This window comes from Streptomyces sp. NPDC046862 (genome assembly GCF_040704615.1).
In the GTDB taxonomy this organism is placed as follows: Bacteria; Actinomycetota; Actinomycetes; order Streptomycetales; family Streptomycetaceae; genus Streptomyces.
The window spans coordinates 79400-98108 of sequence record NZ_JBEYXP010000030.1 but is presented as its reverse complement, the minus strand read 5'-3'; the positions used below and the strand labels follow the sequence as shown (position 1 = coordinate 98108).

The 18709-nt window shown below is 71.2% G+C and carries 18 protein-coding genes; 7 read left to right on the top strand and 11 right to left on the bottom strand.

Annotation, left to right across the window (positions count from 1 at the left end; all coding sequences use genetic code 11):
* Nucleotides 1–85: 85 nt before the first annotated feature.
* From AB0959_RS30020 to modA, 3 genes are read right to left on the bottom strand one after another with little or no spacing between them, the layout of a single operon-like run.
* Nucleotides 86–1255, bottom strand: coding sequence for an ABC transporter ATP-binding protein (locus AB0959_RS30020; RefSeq protein WP_366829758.1), 1170 nt, complete (start codon nt 1253–1255; stop codon nt 86–88).
* A complete protein-coding gene (gene modB, locus AB0959_RS30015) occupies nt 1252–2142 on the bottom strand; it encodes a molybdate ABC transporter permease subunit (protein WP_366829757.1) in 891 nt (296 codons plus the stop codon). Before modB ends, AB0959_RS30020 begins: the two co-directional genes overlap by 4 nt.
* On the bottom strand, nt 2139–2978 hold the full coding sequence (gene modA / locus AB0959_RS30010; RefSeq protein ID WP_366829756.1) for a molybdate ABC transporter substrate-binding protein: 840 nt from the start codon (nt 2976–2978) through the stop codon (nt 2139–2141). Before modA ends, modB begins: the two co-directional genes overlap by 4 nt.
* Nucleotides 2979–3189: 211 nt before the next feature.
* On the opposite strand from modA, the gene AB0959_RS30005 reads away from it, so the two are divergent.
* On the top strand, nt 3190–3666 hold the full coding sequence (locus AB0959_RS30005) for a molybdopterin-dependent oxidoreductase (protein WP_366829755.1): 477 nt from the start codon (nt 3190–3192) through the stop codon (nt 3664–3666).
* Between the two features lie 43 nt (nt 3667–3709).
* Here AB0959_RS30005 and AB0959_RS30000 read toward each other — a convergent pair whose 3' ends face one another.
* Both AB0959_RS30000 and AB0959_RS29995 read right to left on the bottom strand, forming a co-directional pair.
* Nucleotides 3710–4105, bottom strand: a complete 396-nt coding sequence (locus AB0959_RS30000; protein WP_366829753.1) for a helix-turn-helix transcriptional regulator — start codon at nt 4103–4105, stop codon at nt 3710–3712.
* A 141-nt stretch (nt 4106–4246) separates the two neighbouring features.
* Nucleotides 4247–4834 (bottom strand): ABATE domain-containing protein, encoded by a 588-nt coding sequence (locus AB0959_RS29995; RefSeq protein WP_366829752.1) that lies wholly within the window; start codon nt 4832–4834, stop codon nt 4247–4249.
* 120 nt (nt 4835–4954) lie between these two features.
* Between AB0959_RS29995 and AB0959_RS29990 the strand changes: the two genes are divergently transcribed.
* On the top strand, nt 4955–6187 hold the full coding sequence (locus tag AB0959_RS29990; RefSeq protein ID WP_366829809.1) for a cysteine desulfurase: 1233 nt from the start codon (nt 4955–4957) through the stop codon (nt 6185–6187).
* A gap of 80 nt (nt 6188–6267) precedes the next feature.
* Here the strand turns inward: AB0959_RS29990 and AB0959_RS29985 are convergent, their stop codons facing one another.
* Nucleotides 6268–8754 carry an alpha-L-arabinofuranosidase C-terminal domain-containing protein gene (locus AB0959_RS29985; RefSeq protein WP_366829751.1) on the bottom strand — a complete coding sequence of 829 codons (2487 nt, stop codon included), beginning with the start codon at nt 8752–8754 and terminating at the stop codon, nt 6268–6270.
* Nucleotides 8755–8921: 167 nt separating this feature from the next.
* Between AB0959_RS29985 and AB0959_RS29980 the strand changes: the two genes are divergently transcribed.
* A complete protein-coding gene (locus AB0959_RS29980; RefSeq protein ID WP_366829807.1) occupies nt 8922–9380 on the top strand; it encodes a DUF6314 family protein in 459 nt (152 codons plus the stop codon).
* Nucleotides 9381–9436: 56 nt separating this feature from the next.
* On the opposite strand, the gene AB0959_RS29975 is transcribed toward AB0959_RS29980, so the two are convergent.
* Nucleotides 9437–10021 carry a histidine phosphatase family protein gene (locus tag AB0959_RS29975; RefSeq protein WP_366829750.1) on the bottom strand — a complete coding sequence of 195 codons (585 nt, stop codon included), beginning with the start codon at nt 10019–10021 and terminating at the stop codon, nt 9437–9439.
* 216 nt (nt 10022–10237) lie between these two features.
* Complete coding sequence (locus tag AB0959_RS29970) at nt 10238–10924, bottom strand: AraC family transcriptional regulator (protein WP_366829749.1); 687 nt, start codon at nt 10922–10924, stop codon at nt 10238–10240.
* A gap of 63 nt (nt 10925–10987) precedes the next feature.
* Here AB0959_RS29970 and AB0959_RS29965 point away from each other — a divergent pair, with 63 nt between their 5' ends.
* The gene (locus AB0959_RS29965; protein ID WP_366829748.1) at nt 10988–11791 is read left to right on the top strand and encodes an NAD(P)H-binding protein; all 804 of its coding nucleotides are present in this window, start codon (nt 10988–10990) and stop codon (nt 11789–11791) included.
* A gap of 68 nt (nt 11792–11859) precedes the next feature.
* Complete coding sequence (locus tag AB0959_RS29960) at nt 11860–12705, top strand: DUF3626 domain-containing protein (RefSeq protein ID WP_366829747.1); 846 nt, start codon at nt 11860–11862, stop codon at nt 12703–12705.
* Between the two features lie 135 nt (nt 12706–12840).
* Here AB0959_RS29960 and AB0959_RS29955 read toward each other — a convergent pair whose 3' ends face one another.
* Together AB0959_RS29955 and AB0959_RS29950 are read right to left on the bottom strand one after the other, a co-directional pair.
* On the bottom strand, nt 12841–14139 hold the full coding sequence (locus AB0959_RS29955; RefSeq protein ID WP_366829746.1) for an MFS transporter: 1299 nt from the start codon (nt 14137–14139) through the stop codon (nt 12841–12843).
* Nucleotides 14140–14414: 275 nt separating this feature from the next.
* Nucleotides 14415–15392 carry a WYL domain-containing protein gene (locus AB0959_RS29950; protein ID WP_366829745.1) on the bottom strand — a complete coding sequence of 326 codons (978 nt, stop codon included), beginning with the start codon at nt 15390–15392 and terminating at the stop codon, nt 14415–14417.
* 128 nt (nt 15393–15520) lie between these two features.
* Between AB0959_RS29950 and AB0959_RS29945 the strand changes: the two genes are divergently transcribed.
* Nucleotides 15521–16261, top strand: coding sequence for an NIPSNAP family protein (locus AB0959_RS29945; protein WP_366829744.1), 741 nt, complete (start codon nt 15521–15523; stop codon nt 16259–16261).
* 31 nt (nt 16262–16292) lie between these two features.
* Here AB0959_RS29945 and AB0959_RS29940 read toward each other — a convergent pair whose 3' ends face one another.
* Nucleotides 16293–17750 carry a PLP-dependent aminotransferase family protein gene (locus AB0959_RS29940; RefSeq protein ID WP_366829743.1) on the bottom strand — a complete coding sequence of 486 codons (1458 nt, stop codon included), beginning with the start codon at nt 17748–17750 and terminating at the stop codon, nt 16293–16295.
* Between AB0959_RS29940 and AB0959_RS29935 the strand changes: the two genes are divergently transcribed.
* Nucleotides 17749–18699 carry a DMT family transporter gene (locus AB0959_RS29935; RefSeq protein WP_366829742.1) on the top strand — a complete coding sequence of 317 codons (951 nt, stop codon included), beginning with the start codon at nt 17749–17751 and terminating at the stop codon, nt 18697–18699. The two genes, AB0959_RS29940 and AB0959_RS29935, sit on opposite strands and share 2 nt — an antisense overlap.
* Nucleotides 18700–18709 lie beyond the last annotated feature (10 nt).

Sequence of the window (18709 nt, the reverse complement as noted above, 5' to 3'; positions counted from 1 at the left end):
TCGCAGAGGATGGGTGGGTCGGTAAGGGTTAGTCCTCTTTTGCCTACCTCGCCGTAGTCTGCCAGGGCTCCGGCGGCGCGTCGCGTCAGGCGGGGTACGCGTGCGTCTGCGTCGCCTTGACGGTCGCCCAGACCGGTGCGCCCGGGTGGAGGCCGAGTTCGGCCGCGGCGACCGTGGTGAGGTCGGCGGCGAGACGGAGTCCACCGGTGAGGTCCACGCGGATCTGGTCTCCGTGGGTCTCCAGGCCGGCCACCTCGCAACGCCACAGGTTGCGGGCGCTTGAGCCGGTGGGCTTCTGCGCGTACAGCGTCACGGCGCTCGGTGGGAACGCCACGAAGACCGGGCCGGAGAGGTCCTCCGTGGTCGTGATCGCGGGACCGGCGTCCAGGTCGGCGGCGTCCGGGCCGGTGGACAGGTCGGTGGCCAGGTCGGTGGCCAGATCGCTTTCCATGCCGATGTCCAGGCGCACCGTGTGGCCCTCGGCGTGCCCCTTGTAGAGGTTCAGCCCCACCAGGTGGGCGATGTAGTCGGTGCGCGGACGGCGCGCGATGTCCGACGGTGTGCCCTCCTGCACCACGCGGCCGTCCTCGATGACGACGAGGCGGTCGGCGAGCACCATGGCGTCCAGCGGGTCGTGCGTGACGAGGACGGCGACGGCCTCGAAAGCGGCGAGGTGGCGCCGGAGCTGGGCACGCACCTCCAGGCGGGTACGGGCGTCGAGGGCGGCGAGGGGTTCGTCGAGCAGCAGCAGCCGAGGACGGGTGGCGAGGGCCCGGGCGAGGGCGACGCGCTGGGCCTGGCCGCCGGAGAGCCGGCGGGGCCTGACGCCCGCGTGGTCCGCGAGACCCATGCGCTCCAGCCAGGCAGCGGCCTGCGCACGGGCCTCCGCCTTGGTGGCGCCGTGGCAGCGCGGGCCGAAGGCCACGTTGTCCAGGGCCGTGAGGTGCGGGAACAACAGGTAGTCCTGGAACACGACACCGACCGGGCGGGACTCGGGCGGTGTACGGTCCAGCTCCGCGCCGTCCAGCCGGAGATGGCCTCCGGTGAGCGGGGTGAGCCCGGCGAGGGCGCGCAGGGCGGTGGTCTTGCCCGCGCCGTTCGGGCCGAGCAGCGCGACCACGTCCCCGGGCGCGGCGGTCAGCGCCACGTCGAGGTGGAAGCCGCCGCGGTCGACGACGAGCCGGGCGTCCAGCCCGTCGGCAGCCGGGCCGGGGGCGGCCACGGCCTCGCGTCCGGCCTTCTCGGTATCGGTCATGTGGCGGTCATCCATCGGTCACGCAGTCCCGCGAGGACGGCGACGGACACGGCGAGGAGCACGAGGCTGAGGGAGATCGCGGCGGCCGGATCGTTCTGCAGGGCGAGGTACACGGCCAGCGGCATCGTCTGCGTCCGGCCGGGGAAGTTGCCCGCGAAGGTGATCGTCGCGCCGAACTCGCCGAGCGCACGCGCCCAGGCGAGCACCGCGCCCGCGGCGATCCCGGGTGCGATCAGCGGCAGGGTGACCCGGCGGAACGCGGTGAAGCGGGAGGCGCCCAGCGTGGTGGCGGCCTCCTCGTAGCGCGGATCGGCGGCCCGCAGTGTGCCCTCCACGCTGATGACGAGGAACGGCATCGCCACGAACGCCTCCGCGATCACGACACCGGCGGTCGTGAACGGCAGGGTGATCCCGAACCAGGAGTCCAGCCACCGTCCGACGACACCGTTGCGGCCCAGCGCCATCAACAGCGCCACACCGCCCACGACCGGCGGCAGCACCAGCGGCAGTGTGACGAGGGCTCGTACGACGCCTCGGCCCGGGAACTCGACCCGGGCCAGCAGCCAGGCCAGCGGCACACCGATGACGAGGCTCACGGCGGTGGCCGCCGTGGCGCAGATCAGGGACAGCTGGAGCGCCTGCCACACCTCGGCGCTGCTCAGCTGCTCGGGCAGGCTGCGCCAGGGAGTCCGTACGAGCAGGGCGATCAGGGGCACGAGCAGGAACGCCAGACCGATCAGCGCGGGCACGAGCAGGGCGAGCGGCACACCCCGACCGCCGCTCGTCCGGACGCGCCGGCGCCGCGGCCCGCCCCGGAGGGTGTCGGCCGGGACGCCGGACGTGCCGGACGGAGTCGCGGCGCCGGACCGGCCGCTCGGGGAGGTCACGGCTTGAGGAACCCGGCCCCGGTCAGGACCTTCTGGCCGTCGGCGGACCGCACGAGCGCGATGAACGCCTTGGCGGCCTCGGCGTTCTTCGAGTCCTTGAGCTGGGCTATCGGGTAGTCGTTGATGGCGTCGGCCGATTCGGGGAACTCCACGCCCTCCACCTTGTCACCCGCCGCCTTCACATCGGTCTTGTAGACGACCGCCGCGTCGGCCTCCTTCAGCACCACCTTGTTCAGGGCGGCCTTGACGTCCTCCTCGTAGGAGACGGGGGTGAGCTTCAACTTGCTCGCGTCCAGGGCCTTCTGGGCGGCGGCACCGCACGGCACCGCCTTGTCGCACAGCACGACCTTCAGGTCCGAGTTGGTGAGGTCCTTGAGCGAGGAGACCTTGTGCGGGTTGCCCGGCAGGGTGGCGATCTCCAGCTGGTTGCGGACGAAGGTGGCGGGCGCGCCGGAGGCGTCCCCCGCGTCCGTGACGATCTTCATCGTCTTGGGGCTGGCGGACGCGAACACGTCGGCCGGCGCGCCACCCGTGATGCTCGCGGCCAGCGCGTCGCTGCCGCCGAAGCTGAAGGTGACCTTCGTGCCCGGGTGGGCCTTCTCGAACTCCTTGCCCAGCGTCGTGAAGCTCTCCTTCAGCGAGGCCGCGGCGAAGACGGTCACCTCGCCGGACAGCTTCGGCGAAGAGGAGTCCGAGGAGCCCGTCTTCGCGGAGTCCGAGCCCGAGTCCGAGTCGGACGAAGAGCAGGCGCTCAGGGCCAGCAGCGCGGCGGCGCCCGCGCCGGCCACCTGCAGCATCCGGCGGGTCCGGCGGGTCCGGCGCGCGGAACGGGTCATCACGGGTCCACTTCCTTTGCTGAACGTCTTCGCTGAAGGCCTCCGACGACCACGTTGGCAGCCGCTGTCCTCGCACTGATCATACTGGCGCATATGCGAGGTGTAAGTACCCTGTCGCTTCGCATGAGCCATACTCTCGGCCGACCAGCATACGCAGGTGCGTTTGCACCGCGGCGTCGGCCGGGTACCGTCCTTCGGGAGGTGGTGGCCCATGAGCCAGTCCCTGGCGGAGCCGGTGGCCGATCAGGTGGCGGAGCTCGCCCTGACCGGAGACCTCGCGCGCCCGGCCCGGCTGACCGTGTCCGACCTGCTCGCCTGGCCCCAGCACCAGGAGCGGGTCAGCTTCGAGTGCGCCACCAGCGGCACCCAGCACCACCGCTTCCGCGGACCGCTCCTGCACGACGTGCTGTCCGACGCCGGCCCGGGCTTCGACCCCGCCCGGCGCAAGGACCGCCTCCGCTTCCTGATCGCGGTGACGGGCGCGGACGGCCACCACGCCCTGCTCTCGTGGGCCGAGATCGACCCGGACTTCGGCCGCGCGCCGGTCCTGCTCGCCGTCAGCATCGACGACACCCCGCTCGACCGCGCCGGACCCCAGCTCGTCCTGCCCCAGGACCGCTGCGGAGCCCGGCACATCAGCGGCATCAACGCGATTCGCGTGGACGGTGGTTACCCGGCGTGGACGTGATCAGCGCGAGGGACGCCCCGTAGCGGCCACCCGCCTCCACCGCTCAGGAGCGGTCGATGTGCACGTTCGTCGACTTCACCCGCGCGGTGGCCTCCATGCCGACCTCCAGGCCCAGTTCCTCCACGGCCTCCCGGGTCAGCAGCGAGACCAGCCGGTGCGGGCCCGCCTGGATCTCCACCTGGGCCGCGACGTCACCGAGCTTCACGGCGGTGACGATGCCGGGGAAGGCGTTGCGGACCGAGGTGTACGAGACCTCCTCGTCGGCCCCGCCGGAGCCTGCCAGTTCCACGGAGAACGCGGCGAGGTCCTTCCCGTCGATGAGCCGTCGCCCGGTCTCGTCGCGACGGGTCGCCACCCGCCCCGCGTCCGCCCAGCGCCGCGCGGTGTCCGGGCTCACCCCGAGCAGCCGCGCCGCCTGGCCGATCGTGTAGGACTGCATGCGCGTCAGCATAGGCACACCGGCCGGGCCGCTCCGTGCACGGGCCCTCCACGGCCACTCCACGGGCACTCCAAAGGCACATGCCCCCGCCCTGGCCGGGCAGGTGGCGGGCTGGCCGGCGATGACGCGCATAGGGGACATCTACTTTCCCTTGCGTGCCGCGTACGCCCGCGCCGCCCGTACCCGGTTGCCGCACTTGGTGGTGCACCAGCGGCGGGCCGCGTGGGAGCGCAGGAACCAGCGGGCGCAGCCCTGGGCGGTGCACTCCGTGAGCTGGTCGGCCTCGGAGCCGGTGAGCAGGTCCGTGGCGTCCTCGGCGAGGAGGGAGAGCGCGGCACCGGCCGGGTTGCCGGTGTCAGGCTCGTGGGCGCGGTGCGGGCCGTCGGCGGTCCAGGCAAGCCGCGGCGTCGAAGGGGCGGCCGCCAGCGCGGAGTTGAGCGTGGCGAGGGGTTCCTCCGCGGGCTCGGCACGGCTCGCCCGCGCCGCGAACAGCGAGCGCAGCGACTCCCGCAGCGCCAGTAGCCGCCCGAACTGCCTCCCGTTCAGCGCCGCCCGGTCCGGCAGCAGCGCGTGCCGTACGAGCCACAGGTGCGCGGCCTCGGCGTCGTCGAGCAGGTCGACCGGGCCGTGGCTCACCGAAAAGAGCGTGTTGACCAGGGCCAACGACAGGTAGCGCTCCTCGCCGGGGACCTGGAGCTGGTGCAGGTAGTGGGGGGCCTCGTGATCCACGACGCCATGCTAGCGAGCCGAGGTTCTCATGCCAATGCTTGCGATTCTCCGTGAGGATGCCTAGCGTTTCTCACGGAGAATCGATCGTGATGGCGTGAGATGAAGTGAGAGGTGACCGTCGTGCCCTTCGATGTGCACGCGCTGCGCAAGGACTTCCCGATCCTGGACCGTACGGTCGGGAGCGGCGCCCGGCTCGTCTACCTGGACTCCGGCGCGACCACCCAGAAACCGCTCCAGGTCCTCGACGCCGAGCGGGACTTCTACCTCACGCACAACGCGGCCGTGCACCGCGGCGCCCACCAACTGGCCGGTGAGGCCACGGAGGCGTACGAGGACGCGCGCCGTACCGTGGCCCGGTTCGTCGGGGCGGCCGAGGACGAGATCGTGTTCACCAAGAGCGCGACGGAGGGCGTGAACCTCGTCGTGTACGGGCTGGGCAACGGGCGACGGCTCGGCCCCGGTGACCGGATCGTGGTGACGGAGATGGAGCACCACGCGAACCTGGTGCCCTGGCAGCAGCTCGCGGCACGCACGGGCGCCACGCTCGACTGGTTCGGGCTCACCGACGACGGCCGCCTGGACCTCACCCGCGCGGACGAACTCCTCGACGAGCGCACCAAGATCGTGGCCGTCACCCACCAGTCCAACGTGCTCGGCACGCTCAATCCGGTGCGCGACCTCGCCGACCGCGCGCACGCCGTGGGCGCCCTGGTCGTGGTGGACGGCGCCCAGTCCGTGCCCCACCGGCCGGTAGACGTGGTCGAACTGGGCGCGGACTTCCTGGTCTTCTCCGCGCACAAGATGCTGGGCCCGAACGGCATCGGCGTGCTCTGGGGCCGACGCGAACTGCTGGAAGACCTCCCGCCGTTCCTCACGGGCGGCTCGATGATCGAGATCGTGGAGATGGACCGCGCGACGTTCCTGCCGCCACCGCAGCGCTTCGAGGCGGGCGTACCGATGGCACCGCAGGCAGTGGGCCTGGCCGCGGCCGTGGACTACCTCCAGGCGCTGGGCATGGACGAAGTGGCGTCGTACGAGGACGAGTTGACCGCCCGCGCGCTCACGCTGCTCCAGGAGATCCCTGGCGTAGGGATCGTCGGCCCCCGTGACGTCACGGACCGCGGCTCGGCGGTGTCCTTCACCGTGGACGGCATCCACCCGCACGACGTGGGCCAGGTCCTGGACGACCGCGGCGTCGCCGTCCGCGTCGGCCACCACTGCGCCCGCCCGATCGTGCGCCGCTTCGGGGTCCCGGCGACCACCCGGGCGACGTTCTACGTCTACAACACTCCGGAGGAAGTGGACGCGCTGGCGGAGGGAGTGAGGGCGGCCCAGGCGTACTTCGGCGCCTGAGCCGCCCGCGGGATCACGGACCGTTCTCTTTCCGCTCCCCTTCCACTCCCCTTCTGCTCCCCTTCTGCTCTACTTCTGCTCTACTTCTGCTTGATCCTCAGGAACGTCACGGAGTTGGCCGGGAAGGTGTACGTGAACGTGTCGGCCACTCCGGTGAACGTGGACGTGACCGGCGCGACCGGCGTCTCCTTCTCGGTGTTCACCGCGTCCGGGGCGGCCTTCAGCGTGGTCACCCGGGCCGTCGAGCGGACCTTCGCGCCGCCGAGGTCGACGGCCGTACGGGCGTCCGACGACTGGGCGTTGACGACCTTGACGATCAGGTCACCGGTCCTGGCGTCCTTCGTCACCACCTGCCGGAAGGGTTCGGCCGGCTTGTCGTCCTGGAAGCTGCCCCACTCCTGGCCGTCGAGGTAGAGCGTCACCTGACGGCCCCGCACCTTGACCTCGATGTCGTACGTACGGCCCGTCTCGATGGTCCCCGGCTTGGAGATCAGCGACGACTTGCCGCCACCCACGGCCTGCTCGACCGCGGACGTGGTGTTGTTCCAGCCGCCGAGGTTCCACCAGTAGTAGTTGCCGGTGTCCTTGACGCCGAAGGCGACCAGGAAGCCCTCCTTGCCGGACTTCTTGGTGGCCTTCACCTTCAGGTCGTAGTCGTGCCAGGAGGCGTCCCCGGCCGAGACCATGGTGTTCTCGGCGGCCACGTCGGTCTGGACGTACTGACCGTCCTGGATGCTCCAGCTGCCGCCGCCGGTGTGGTTCCACTTCGAGGCGTCACCGCTGAAGTCGTCGCTGAGCAGGGTCTGCCCGTCCGCGCTCGTGACCTCGACGTCGTCGTACGCGGCCGTGGTCGCCCACGTCGACAGCCCGACGGCGCCCGAGATCGGGGCGGTCGTGGAGGGCGTGCCGGTCGCGGTCGACGGGACCACGCGGTCGCCGACGTTGGTCATGAAGAGCTTCTGGACCTCGTAGTTGGCCGAGTTCCAGGAGGCGTGGTTGTTGAACCAGACCAGGTCCGGGCGCCACTGCACGTAGTCCTCGTTCGCGAACAGCGGTGCGTACGAGGCGAGTTTGACGACGTCCGCGTTGCGCTCCAGGCCGGTCATGTACGCGGCTTCGGCGAGGCCGTTGTTGAAGGTGTTGCCCTGGGAGGCGTACTCACCGAGGAAGACCTTCGGGCCGCCGCGGTCGTAGGAGTCGTAGCGGTCGTTGTTCTGCAGGAACCACTGCGGGCTGTTGTAGTAGTGCTCGTCGACCATGTCGACCTTGGCGTCCCGGTTCAGCTTCCAGGCCGTGTCGAAGGTCGAACCGGAGTCGTCGGGGCCGGAGTTGGAGATCACCGTCACGTACGGGTACTTGGCCTCGATGGCGGCGCGGAACTGCTGGAAGCGGGCGAAGAACTCGTTCGGCAGGTTCTCCTCGTTGCCGACCTCGATGTGGGTGAGGTGGAAGGGCTTGGGGTGGCCCATCTGCGCGCGCTTCTTGCCCCACGTCGACGTCACCGGTCCGTTGGCGAACTCGATGAGGTCGAGCGTGTCCTGGATGTGCCGCTTGAGCAGCGCGTCGTCGTCGACCGCCTTGTTCTGGCCGCAGCCGGTGACGAGGGCGGGGACGACGGGCAGCGGCATGGCGCCGATGTCCTCCGAGAGGCGGAAGTACTCGTAGTAGCCGAGGCCGTAACTCTGGTTGTAGCCCCAGAAGTTGGAGTTGGTGGCGCGCTGCTCGACCGGACCGATGGTGTCCTTCCACTGGTAGGAGCGCTTGCGCTGCCAGCCGGACGCCTCGCTGTAGTCCTCCATGGAACCGGTGTTGACCAGGCAACCGCCGGGGAAGCGCACGAAACCCGGGTGCAGGGCGGCGACCTTCTCGGCGAGGTCCTTGCGCAGGCCGTTGGACTGGTGCTTGTAGGTGTCGCGCGGGAACAGGGACACCATGTCGAGGGCGGCCGCGCCCGAGGAGGCCACGCTCAGACGCCCGACCGAACTGGTGCGGGTCGCCGTGAAGGTGGCGGTGTACTTGGCCCAGCCGCCCTTCACGGCCACCTGGCGGGCGCTCGCCAGGGTGCCGTCGGCGTCCTTGAGGGTGACGGTCAGAGTGGTGCCGCTCTCGGCCCGTGCCCACACCGAGAAGTCGTACTTCTTGCCCTCCTCGACGTGGACGCCGGTGTTGTAGCCGGCGTTCGTCACGGCCGAACCGGCGCCCAGGGAGAGGTAGTTGCGGTTGCGCGCGTTGAGTCGTCCGTCGTCGTTCACGACCTGCGCGCTGCCGTCCACCGCCCAGGAGGTGAGGGGCGTGTACGAGTTGTTGTCGGCGGTGGAGTACTCGAAGGACCGGTTCTGCACGAGCTCGGCGTACAGGCCGCCGTCCGCGGCCCGGTTGATGTCCTCGAAGAAGACGCCGTACATCGTGTCGTCGATCTTCGCGCCCTTGGCGGTGGGGTCGACGGTGATCGCGTAGTCGGTGACGTCCTCGGCGTGGGCGGGGGCCGGGATGACGGCGGCCGCCAGCAGGAAAGCGCTTGCCCCGAGGGCAAGTCTCCAGCGATTGCGGGTGGTGCTGTGTGACATGGAATGCTCCGCGGCTCAGCAATAGGAGTCGTTGACAGCAGTCGTTCGATGTTCGAAATATCGGACACTGATCAGCACTTCGAACGGCAAGATAGGGAGGGGACCGGTACACGTCAATGGGTCACGCAGCAGCGAAAGTGTCGGAAGTGAGGGAAGTGAGGGCACGGATGGGCGAGTGTCTGCCGGTGCCGGACGTTCTGGCGTACCTCGCGGGGCGGTGGCACGTACACCGCACGGCGCGGGACTTCGCCGGCGGTGACGAGGGCCGCGAGGGCCGTTTCGAAGGCACCACCGTTTTCAGCCCGCTGGACGGCGGCGGCCTCCTGCACCACGAGTCCGGCACCTTCACCTGGCAGGGCGTCCCCCGACCCGCGGAGCGGACGCTGCGCTTCCTGCCGGACGACGCTCCCGGCACCGCCGACGTACGGTTCGCGGACGGCCGCCCGTTCCACGACCTGGACCTCACCACGGGCCACTGGGTGGCCGACCATCCCTGTTCGGCGGACCTCTACCGGGGCGAGTTCACGGCGTACGACGCGGACCACTGGCGCACGGTGTGGCGGGTGCGCGGCCCGGCCAAGGACCTGCTGCTGACGACCGACTACACGCGCGCCCCGGACGCGTAGGACCTGTCCGGCAATGACCGTCCACACCGCGACGGGAATGGCGCGGGTCAATACAACTAGTCCCGCGCCGTCGTTCCGTCCAGGCGGAGGTGCCAGCGGCCGGAGTGGCCTGCGATGGTGGCCGTCGACAGGGGGCGGACGTCGATGTTCCAGTAGGTCGACGGCGAGGCCTTGAGCGCGTAGACGAGTGCGGCCCGGACGACCGAGGGTTCGGCCACGGCGACGATGCGACCGCCGTCGTCGCCGGGACGTGTGTCGAGCCACCCGCCGACACGGGTGATGAAGGAGTGAAGGGACTCCCCTCCGTGCGGCGTCGCGCGCGGATCGGCGAGCCACGCGTCGACCGCCTCGGGCTCCCGGGCCATCGCCTCGCCGAGCGTGAAGCCGCGCCACCGGCCCATGTCGCAGTCCCGCAGCGCGGGCTGGGCCAGCGGCGCGAAGCCGAGGGCCTCACCGGTGGCCCGACTGCGCGGCGTGGGCGAGCAGTAGCGCAGCTCGGCCGCGGCCAGCGGTATGAGGGCGTGGGCGGCGCGCTGCACCTCGTGCCAGCCCGCCTGGTCCAGCGGCCGGTCGTCCCCGAAGCGTTCCGCGAGCAGAGAGGCGCTGCGCGCGGCGGCGACGAACGTGACCCGAAGATGCATGCGGCGATAGTGGAACGCGGGACTCCGCAGGTCAATGGGCGTTACGCAGGAGTGACCCGGGCCTCGCGGCGCTCACCGCGCCACCTCGGCCTCTCCCGCGCACCTCGGGGTCGACCCACCAGCGGCGCCGCCTCGGTCCACGGCCGCACCCACACCGCCTCGCGCTCGCCCCGGCCGGTGGGCCGGCGGCGGCTGTTTGTCCCCCGCTCGTGGACCTCAGGCGGTGCAGGGAGTCGGGGCGGGACGCCGCCCCGCGGTGAACGTGGCCGGCGGGACACCCATGAACTGGCGGAACTCGGCCGTCATATGGGACTGATCGAAGTAACCCGCCGTCGCCGCGATGTCCGACCACCGGCCGGAGCCCGCCGCCAGCACGGTGCGAACGCGATCGATGCGCGCGAAAAGCTTGGGGGACAAGCCGGTCGCGTCGGTGAACAGGGTGTGCAGCCGGCGCTCACTCAGATGCAACCGGGCCGCGGTCGCGGCGACCGTGGTGCCGGCCAGGAGGCGTGCCGCCTCGTCGAGCCGCTCCGGAGGCTCGGGGCGGTCGGCCAGGGCCGTTTCGAGAGCGGCGATCGGGTCGGCGGCGAGCCGGTCGACGTCCAGGCCCGGCAGCGCGCCGAGCGGCAGGACCCGGTCGGCGAGACCACGCAGCGGACGGCCCAGCAGAGCGGGGACACGGCCGGGCCGCATGCGAACCCGCAGGCACGAGCGGCCGGGCGCGCCGACGTGGTACGCGGCCCGGGTGCGCGGGCCCATGACGATCAACTCCCGCTCCTCGATGCGCAGGAGAAGTGTCGTGGCGTGGTCGGGCACGTCGACCGCCGCCGAACCGGACGCCTCGGCCACGTCCACCCCGGCCACCCAACGCAGCAGGGCGGGCGGCACGACGAGGGAACTCACGCGGCCCACGATAGTGCCGAAACTTCCTATAGCGCGGCGTGAGCGCGATGCGACCGTCGGGACATGATCCTTGTTACGGGTGCCACCGGCACCATCGGCAGTCATGTGGTCCGTCTTCTCACCGAGCACGACATCCCGTTCCGGGCGATGTCCCGGCGTGAGCGCCCCGGCTGGGTACGGGCCGACTTCGACGATCCGGCGTCGTTGACGCGCGCACTGGCCGGCGTCACCACGGTCTTCCTGGTGACCGTGCCGCCCGTGCCGACCGCGGCCCACGACATCGCCCTGGTGACGGCGGCACGCGACGCGGGCGTACGCAAGATCGTCAAGCTCTCCGCGATCGGCAGCGGCGAGCGGTTCGACGGGGCGACGGTCGGCGCGTGGCACCTCGCCGGTGAGGAAGCCATCGAGGCCGGTGGGTTCGCGTGGACGATGCTCCGCCCGCCGAGCTTCGCGTCGAACTTCCTGCACCACCGCACTCTGATCCGGACCGGAGAGCCGATTCCGAACCTGATCGGCGACTCCCGGCAGGCCGTCGTCGACCCGAGGGACGTGGCCGCGGTCGCCGTTGCCGCCCTGACCAGCGACGCGTACGACGGGCAGCGATTCGACCTGACGGGACCGGAGTTGCTGACCTTCGCGGATCAGGCGGCGATCCTGGAGCGCGTGCTGGAACGGCCCGTCGAAATCACCGACGTCAGCGCGCTCGAACAGCTGCCTGCCGAGGTGATCACCGGCATCAACTGGGCGCGCGCCGACGGTGCGGCCTACATCACGGACCACGTACCCCACCTGCTCCGGCGCCCGGCGGGCACGTTCGAGCAGTGGGCACGCGACCACCGGGAGGCGTTCACGGCAATGGGGTAACCGGCTCGGGGCAGAAGACCCGACAAATCGAGGTGCGTTGATGTCCGCCGTCCGTGCACACTCTGCGCATGGGTGCTGACATCGCCGTGTCGCTTCGGAAGAGGGCTCTGCGGCATGTCGCGGCTTCGTCCAGGGGCGAGCCGCTGGCTCGTGACCTGCGGGTGACGATGCACTTTCATCCCGATCGTGCTGCGGGGACCCGTCCCATCCTGGTCCAGATGGCCGAAGACGGCGTCTACCGGTCGCAGTTCGTGACAGGTACGAGCAACGGTGGCCTGACCGCTCGTCCCGGCGGAGACCGGTGGCGCTGGGAGAGCCGTATCTTCGCCGGCGCATACGACGGCGCGGCGGCTGACCAGCGGCCTGTCTACGGTGCGTTGAACTACCGTCGTGATCCGGTCGGTGGCGCGCCGAGGTTCGGTTCCTCGTACTTCAGACTCACCGCTGCGACGCTGGCTCGCACTACGTTCTGTTACCCCGACAGTTCCACCGAGCCCTCCGCTTTCGGCATCGCCGACCGCTGCTCGCTCATCGGGCTTGCCGAGGCGGAGGACCTGGATGCTCTTGACTGCCACATCGAGGCACAGATTCACGGACCGGTCAGATTCGACCGTGACGTAGAGGCCCTGGTGCTGGATCCCAGCTATCGCGGCACAGCGGTCGAGTCCGCCGCCCACGGCCTCGCGTGCACGGTCGAGTGGCATGCAGGATTTCAGCTCAGCGTGGACGAACTGCGACGCCATCCGAGCTACCGCGGCCCGGAATACGTCGAGCTGGGAGCCCACATCGCCATTGCTGGCCGGCTCGATCCCAGGATCATCGGAGACGCCGCCCGCACAGGCCGCTACGCCCTCCAGGATCTCAAGAAGGTCTGGCACTGCCTGGCACGCTTCGGCAAGCCCGCCGCCTGCTGACGCGCATGAGGTGCCGACCAGGCCTGGCGGATCCGCCCGAACGGTCGACCGCCGAGCCAGGCACGCCACGAGGCTGCGGGATGCGACACCGCTTTCGGCGGGATCAGCAACAGGCGCTCATCCTGAGTGCCTGTTTCACACTTCGGGCTTGTAGGTCGGCAGGGGCGCGGGGCTGTCGGCCGTGGTGGGGCGGAGCGTCAGCAGTGCGGTAGCTGCCGAGACAGCGACGCAGAGGGCAGCGAGATCTGCGGTGATGCCGATACCCGCCTGCTGGCCGAGGGCTGCGCCCCCGAGCATGCCTACCAACGTGGCTGCCGCCTGGAGCATGCCGTAGGCGGAGCTGACGCGGCCGAGTAGAGCGTCGGGGGTACGGCGGGCGAGGTAGGTGTCGACGGTGACCAGGAAGCACACGCCCGGCGGTCCGATGAGGACGAACAGGACGAGAGCCCAGGCGATGTCGTGGGTGTTGAAGGTGACGGCGAAGACCCCGCTCAGTCCGGCCAGGCTGCTGGTCATGACGGTCCGGTCGGAGAGGCGTGCGGCGACAGCCCGGCTGAGCGGGGCTCCGGCCAGGTAACCGACGCCCAGCGCCGCGAACAGCAGGCCCAGCTTCCCGGCTCCGGCGTGCAGGACTGTGCCGGTGTAGGGAACGAGCAGTGCGGTCAGGGCGGCGTTGCCGACGAGGAATGTCGCGGCTGTGGCGAACACGGCGGGCAGGCCTGGGGTCGCGCGGAGATGCGTTGCGCCGGCTCGCAGGTCGTTAGTGAACCGCCCCAGCACTGTGCCCCCGTGATCTTGCGGAGTTGCCGGTTCGGGGCGGTGACGGATCGCGGTGATCAGGATGGCGGAGGCGACGTAACTGGCGGCGTCGAGGGCCACGACCGTGGTGAAGCCGGCGAGCGCGTATAGGGCGCCTCCGGCCGGCCCGCCGACGAGCCGGACAGTGCCGGAGACCAGCGCCGCCAGGGAGTTCGCCGAGGTCAGTTGCGGACCGCGCCCCACCAGCGCCGGGATGAGCGCTTTCCGGGCGGGGCCGAAGAGCAGCCCGAGGCCGGCCTCGCCGATCAGCGCGACGTAGATGAGCCAGACCTGGCCCGGGTGGTGGACGAGGAGCATGAGTGCGACTGTCGCGGCCCGTGACACGTCGATGGCGAGCATCGTGCGGCGACGGTCCCAGCGGTCGGCGAGCACCCCGGCAACCGGGCCGAGGAGGAGGGCGGGAGCCGTCTCGGCCGCGAACGTCAGTCCGGTGGCCAGCGTTGATCCTGTCAGGCGGAGCACGAAGTAGGGTGCGGCAACCAGCAGGAGCCAGTCTCCGAGGCTGGACAGGAGCTCCGCGATCGCCACCAGGCGAAAATCGCGCACTCGCAGGACATCGAACACAGCTGTCCCACCCCCTTGCGTCCCGGCATCCACTGCGAACGAGCAGCTCATCAGCCCACGCGTTAGCACTCTCCATGCGAGAGTGCTAAAAGGTGACTATCAGCCATCGTTGCTGTCACGCAAGGGCGTGTCGGGAAGACACCGCATGGCGGCCGGGGTCGGGCAACAGGTCGCGGGCGGCCCTTGATCTCGGTGCGGACGAGCGGTGCTCGGCGACAAGGATGTCCGCCCGGAGGACGATTCATCTCGTCCTCGGTGCCCTCGACGGCGTCCGGGTCCCGGAAGGGACGCAAGCCGTGCCCGGGGCCGACGCGCGTCCTGGCGGGTCAGCCACGCCCGTAGGCCCTGGCGAGTACGCCCACCGTGTCGGCCATGGCCTGACGCAGTGCGGCCGGTGCGACGACCTCGACGTCGATGCCGAGCCGCAGCAGCTCACCGCACGCGTGCTCGGTGCTCTCGGTCGGAATGACCGCCTCGACCCACCCGTCGTCGCCGACGGCGGTCGCGGTGGAGTCGACTGCCCGCACGACCTCCGGGGGGACGTTGTCGGGCAGGCGTCGGCGTCCTCGTGAGGACAGGCGGATGGTGGCTGTGCCGGTGTAGCGGCGAGCCTGGAAGTCTTCGAGGTAGGAGGCCCAGTACGCGCCCAGGTCGAAATCCTCCGGCCGGTCGAACCGCTCGTCGCCCAGCGCCGCGTCGAGGACCTGGGTGACCCGGTAGGTCGAGATCCGGCTCTCCGCGGCAGCCACGAGGTACCAGACACCGGACTTGAGTACCAGACCGTAGGGTCGAAGGAGGCGACGCACCTCCTGCGGCGCGCGCCAACGGCGGTAGCGCACGTCCACCACACGCTGGGTGAGCACCGCGTCGACGAACAGCGGCAGATACGGCGTCTGCTCGGGCTCCCGGTACCAGCCCGGAGCGTCCAGGTGGAACACCGCCGCGGTCCGTGCCGCCTCCTCGCGCAGTCCCGCGGGCAGCGCCGCCAGCAGCTTCAGCCGTGCTGCCGTCACCTCCTCCGCGAGCCCCAGGTCGGCGGCGGGGCCGGGCAGTCCCGCGAAGAAGAGCATCCGCGCCTCGCCCTCACTCATCCCGGTCAGGCGGGTTCGATAGCCGTCGACCAGCTGGTAGCCGCCCCCGCGGCCCGGCTCCGCGTAGACCGGGACCCCGGCGGCCTGCAGACGCTCCAGGTCGCGGTAGGCGGTCCGTACGGACACGCCCAGTTCCTCGGCGAGCTCTCGCGCGGACAGGCGGCCACGGGATTGCAGCAACAGCAGCACCGACAGCAGTCGACCGGCAGACATGAGCGCATTCTCCCCGGAAACCCTGACAGCACCTGGCACACGGCCCGCTTACCGTCGGCCTGCGCCCGGCTCCGACCGAACGAGCCGCGAACCCGCGCCCGGAGAAGAGAACGGAACAGGAGCCCTTCGTGCCCACCACCGACCCTGTCGGCCACCCCGCCGTGATCGAGCTTCGCCAGTACACACTGCGTTCCGGCATGCGCGACGAGCTCATCGAGCTGTTCGACCGGGAGTTCGTCGAAACCCAGGAAGAGGCCGGGATGGTCGTGCTCGGCCAGTTCCGGGACCTCGACGATCCGGACCGTTTCGTCTGGCTGCGGGGGTTCCGCGACATGGCGTTACGGCAGCGGGCGCTGACCGCCTTCTACGGCGGCCCCGTCTGGGCCGAGCACGGACCTCAGGCCAACGCCACCATGGTCGACTCCGACGACGTCCTGCTCCTGCGTCCCGTGTCGGACGGGAACGGTCCCGTCGTCCGCCCGGCGGAGCGGCCCCGGGCCGGTGCCCCGGAACCGGAGCGATTCGTGTCCGCCACCGTGTGGTCCTTCCCTCCCGAGCGGCAGGACGGCGTCGCACTGATACGGGACGGTCTCCTCCCCCTGCTCCACAAGACGGGGCCGGCTCCGCTCGCCGCCCTCACCACCGAGACGGCGCCCAACACGTTCCCCAGGCTGCCGGTCCGCGGCGGAGAGAACGTCGCCGTGGTGCTCACCTCCTACCCCGACGAGAGTGCTCACCGACGGCACCTCGCCGAAGTCCGGGCCCATCCCCTCGCGCGGAACGAGGTTCTGCCGGGCATCGAGCGCGTGCAGACAGCGGCCCCGCGGACACTGCGGCTGGCGCCCACAGGCCGCTCGCTCCTCTCCTGACCTGCTCTCATCCGGCCTCGGTCCTGGCCGCTCAGCGACTGCGGCTCGGGCCGGGGCTCGGTTCCGGGTCGAGACTCGATCTCAGCCTCCGCACCCCCTCCGTGATCTCCCCCGCTCCCGCGACACCGGCGAAGCTCAGCCGCACGTGGGGGGCCGGGGGTTCGGCGCTGAAGTAGGGCCGCCCGGGAGTGACGGCGACGCCCGCGCGGAGGGCTTCGGTGACCAGGGCGTACTCGTCCGTGCCGTCGGGCAGGCGCAGCCACAGGTGGTAGCCGCCGGAGGGGATGTGCTGCAGGGAGTACTCGGGCAGCTCCAGACGCAGGGCGGACGTCATCGTGTCCCGGCGGCGCCTCAACTCCGCCGACACCGCCCGCAGATGCCGTGACCACGCCGGGGAGCCGACGAGTTCGAGTGCGGCCTCCTGAAGGGGGCGCGGCACGAAGAAGGTGTCGACGACCTGGATGGCGCGCAACCGTTCCAGCACGGGCCCGCGGGCCGCGAGGGCGCCCACCCGGAAGCTGGGCGAGGTCGCCTTGGTGAGCGAGCAGACGTGGACGACCACCCCGTCGGGGTCCTCGGCCGCCAGCGGGCGCGGCAGCGGCCCCGCGTCCTCGTGCACGAGCCGTCGGACGAAGTCGTCCTCGACCACGAACGCGCCCGCCGCGCGCGCGATCCGCAGCACCTCGCCCCGCCGCTCGGCCGAGAGCAGGGCGCCCGTGGGGTTCTGGAACAGCGGCTGGCAGACGAACACCCGCGCGCCGGTCGCCCGGAAGGCGTCGGCGAGCAGCGCCGGCCTCACTCCGTCCGCGTCCACGGGGACCGGGACGGGGCGCAGTCCGGCCGCCCGCGCGATCGCCAGCATGCCGGGGTACGTGGGTGACTCGACGAGTACCGGGGCGCCCGGCGGCGCGAGGGCGCGCAGCGCGGTGGTCAGCGCGGACTGGCCGCCCGCCGTGACGAGCACCTCGGCCGCGGTGACGGTGCCCCCGATGCTCCGCGCGAACCACTCCCGCAGCTCCGGGACCCCCTCCACGGGCGGCCGTGCCCACACCCCGGGACGGCGCCCGGCCCGCGACAGGGCCGCGCCCATCGCCTGCTCGGGCTGCAACGAGGGGTGCAGATAGCCGCCGTTGAACTCGATCACGCCCGGCGGCGGGGCGGCCAGCGAGACCAGTACCCCCGAGGCGTCCACGGTCCGCGGCACCAGGTCGGCGGCACCGTCCGCGCTCAGCGCGACCTCCTGCCACGAGGTGTCCCCGGCGGGAGCGGGAGTCGTCCGGGGCTCGGCGCGGAAGGCGCCCGCGCCGGGACGCGTGACCACCAGCCCCTCCGCCGCCAGCTGTGCCAGGGCACGCGAGACGGTCACCGGGCTGACCCGGAAGCGTTCGACCAGTGCGCGACTCGACGGCAGCTTTCCTCCGGGAGAGTAGCGATCGAGCTCCTGCCGCAGCTGTTTCGCCAGTTCACGGACACTGCTACGCTCTTGCATGAGAGCACAGGATAGCGCTACTGCGCCAAGCCGGATAGCGGTCAGCACTCCGCGGCGGACCACCGCACGGGAGAACGGCTCACGGCAGAACCCCGGCACCGTCGGCATCCTCCAGGCCGCCCTCGGTGTCACCGCCTTCTCGCTCACCTTCCCGGCCACGGCCTGGGGGCTGGAGGGCTTCGGCCCCTGGTCACTGGTGGCCGTGCGCACCGTCCTCGCAGCCGCGCTCGCGGCCGGCTGTCTGCTGGTACTGCGCGTCCCGCTGCCCGGTCGCCGCCACTGGGCGGGACTGGCGGTCGTCGCCGCCGGTGTCGTCCTGGGCTTTCCGCTGCTGAGTACGCTCGCGCTGCGGACGTCGACCACCGCGCACGCTGCCGTCGTCGTCGGCCTGCTCCCGCTCACGACCGCCCTGTTCTCCGCCCTGCGCGTGGGAACCCGCCCCTCCCGGACCTTCTGGGCGGCGGCCCTCGCGGGGGCGGCCGCCGTGGTCGCGTTCACCGTGGGGCAGAGCGGCGGCGCCCTCACGACGGCGGATCTGTACCTGTTCGGCGCACTGGTGGTCTGCGCGGCCGGCTACACCGAGGGGGGCCGGCTGGCCCGGGTCATGCCCGGCTGGCAGGTGATCGGCTGGGCGCTGGTCCTGTGTCTGCCGCTCACCGTGCCGGGCGCGCTGGTGGCGCTGTCGTACGAGCCGGTCCAGCTGACCGCGCACAGCGTCACCGGGCTGCTGTGGGTCGCCGCGGGCTCCCAGTTCCTCGGTCTCGTGGTCTGGTACAGGGGCATGGCCGCCATCGGCATCCCGAAGGCGAGCCAGTTGCAGCTGGCACAGCCTCTGCTCACACTGGTGTGGTCGGTGCTGCTGCTCGGTGAGCGGCTCACTCCCGCCGCGCCCGTGACGGCGGCGGCCGTACTGGTCTGCATCGCGGTCACGCAGCGAGCGCGTGGCTGACCGCCCGACC

Bases quoted from the DNA above. Each gene is read 5' to 3' on its own strand.
- AB0959_RS30020 (WP_366829758.1), bottom strand. From the start codon at position 1,255: ATGACCGATACCGAGAAGGCCGGACGCGAGGCCGTGGCCGCCCCCGGC.
- modA (WP_366829756.1), bottom strand. From the start codon at position 2,978: ATGACCCGTTCCGCGCGCCGGACCCGCCGGACCCGCCGGATGCTGCAG.
- AB0959_RS30005 (WP_366829755.1), top strand. From the start codon at position 3,190: ATGAGCCAGTCCCTGGCGGAGCCGGTGGCCGATCAGGTGGCGGAGCTC.
- AB0959_RS30000 (WP_366829753.1), bottom strand. From the start codon at position 4,105: ATGCAGTCCTACACGATCGGCCAGGCGGCGCGGCTGCTCGGGGTGAGC.
- AB0959_RS29985 (WP_366829751.1), bottom strand. From the start codon at position 8,754: ATGTCACACAGCACCACCCGCAATCGCTGGAGACTTGCCCTCGGGGCA.
- AB0959_RS29980 (WP_366829807.1), top strand. From the start codon at position 8,922: ATGGGCGAGTGTCTGCCGGTGCCGGACGTTCTGGCGTACCTCGCGGGG.
- AB0959_RS29975 (WP_366829750.1), bottom strand. From the start codon at position 10,021: ATGCATCTTCGGGTCACGTTCGTCGCCGCCGCGCGCAGCGCCTCTCTG.
- AB0959_RS29965 (WP_366829748.1), top strand. From the start codon at position 10,988: ATGATCCTTGTTACGGGTGCCACCGGCACCATCGGCAGTCATGTGGTC.
- AB0959_RS29960 (WP_366829747.1), top strand. From the start codon at position 11,860: ATGGGTGCTGACATCGCCGTGTCGCTTCGGAAGAGGGCTCTGCGGCAT.
- AB0959_RS29955 (WP_366829746.1), bottom strand. From the start codon at position 14,139: ATGAGCTGCTCGTTCGCAGTGGATGCCGGGACGCAAGGGGGTGGGACA.
- AB0959_RS29950 (WP_366829745.1), bottom strand. From the start codon at position 15,392: ATGTCTGCCGGTCGACTGCTGTCGGTGCTGCTGTTGCTGCAATCCCGT.
- AB0959_RS29935 (WP_366829742.1), top strand. From the start codon at position 17,749: ATGAGAGCACAGGATAGCGCTACTGCGCCAAGCCGGATAGCGGTCAGC.
- AB0959_RS29940 (WP_366829743.1), bottom strand. From the start codon at position 17,750: ATGCAAGAGCGTAGCAGTGTCCGTGAACTGGCGAAACAGCTGCGGCAG.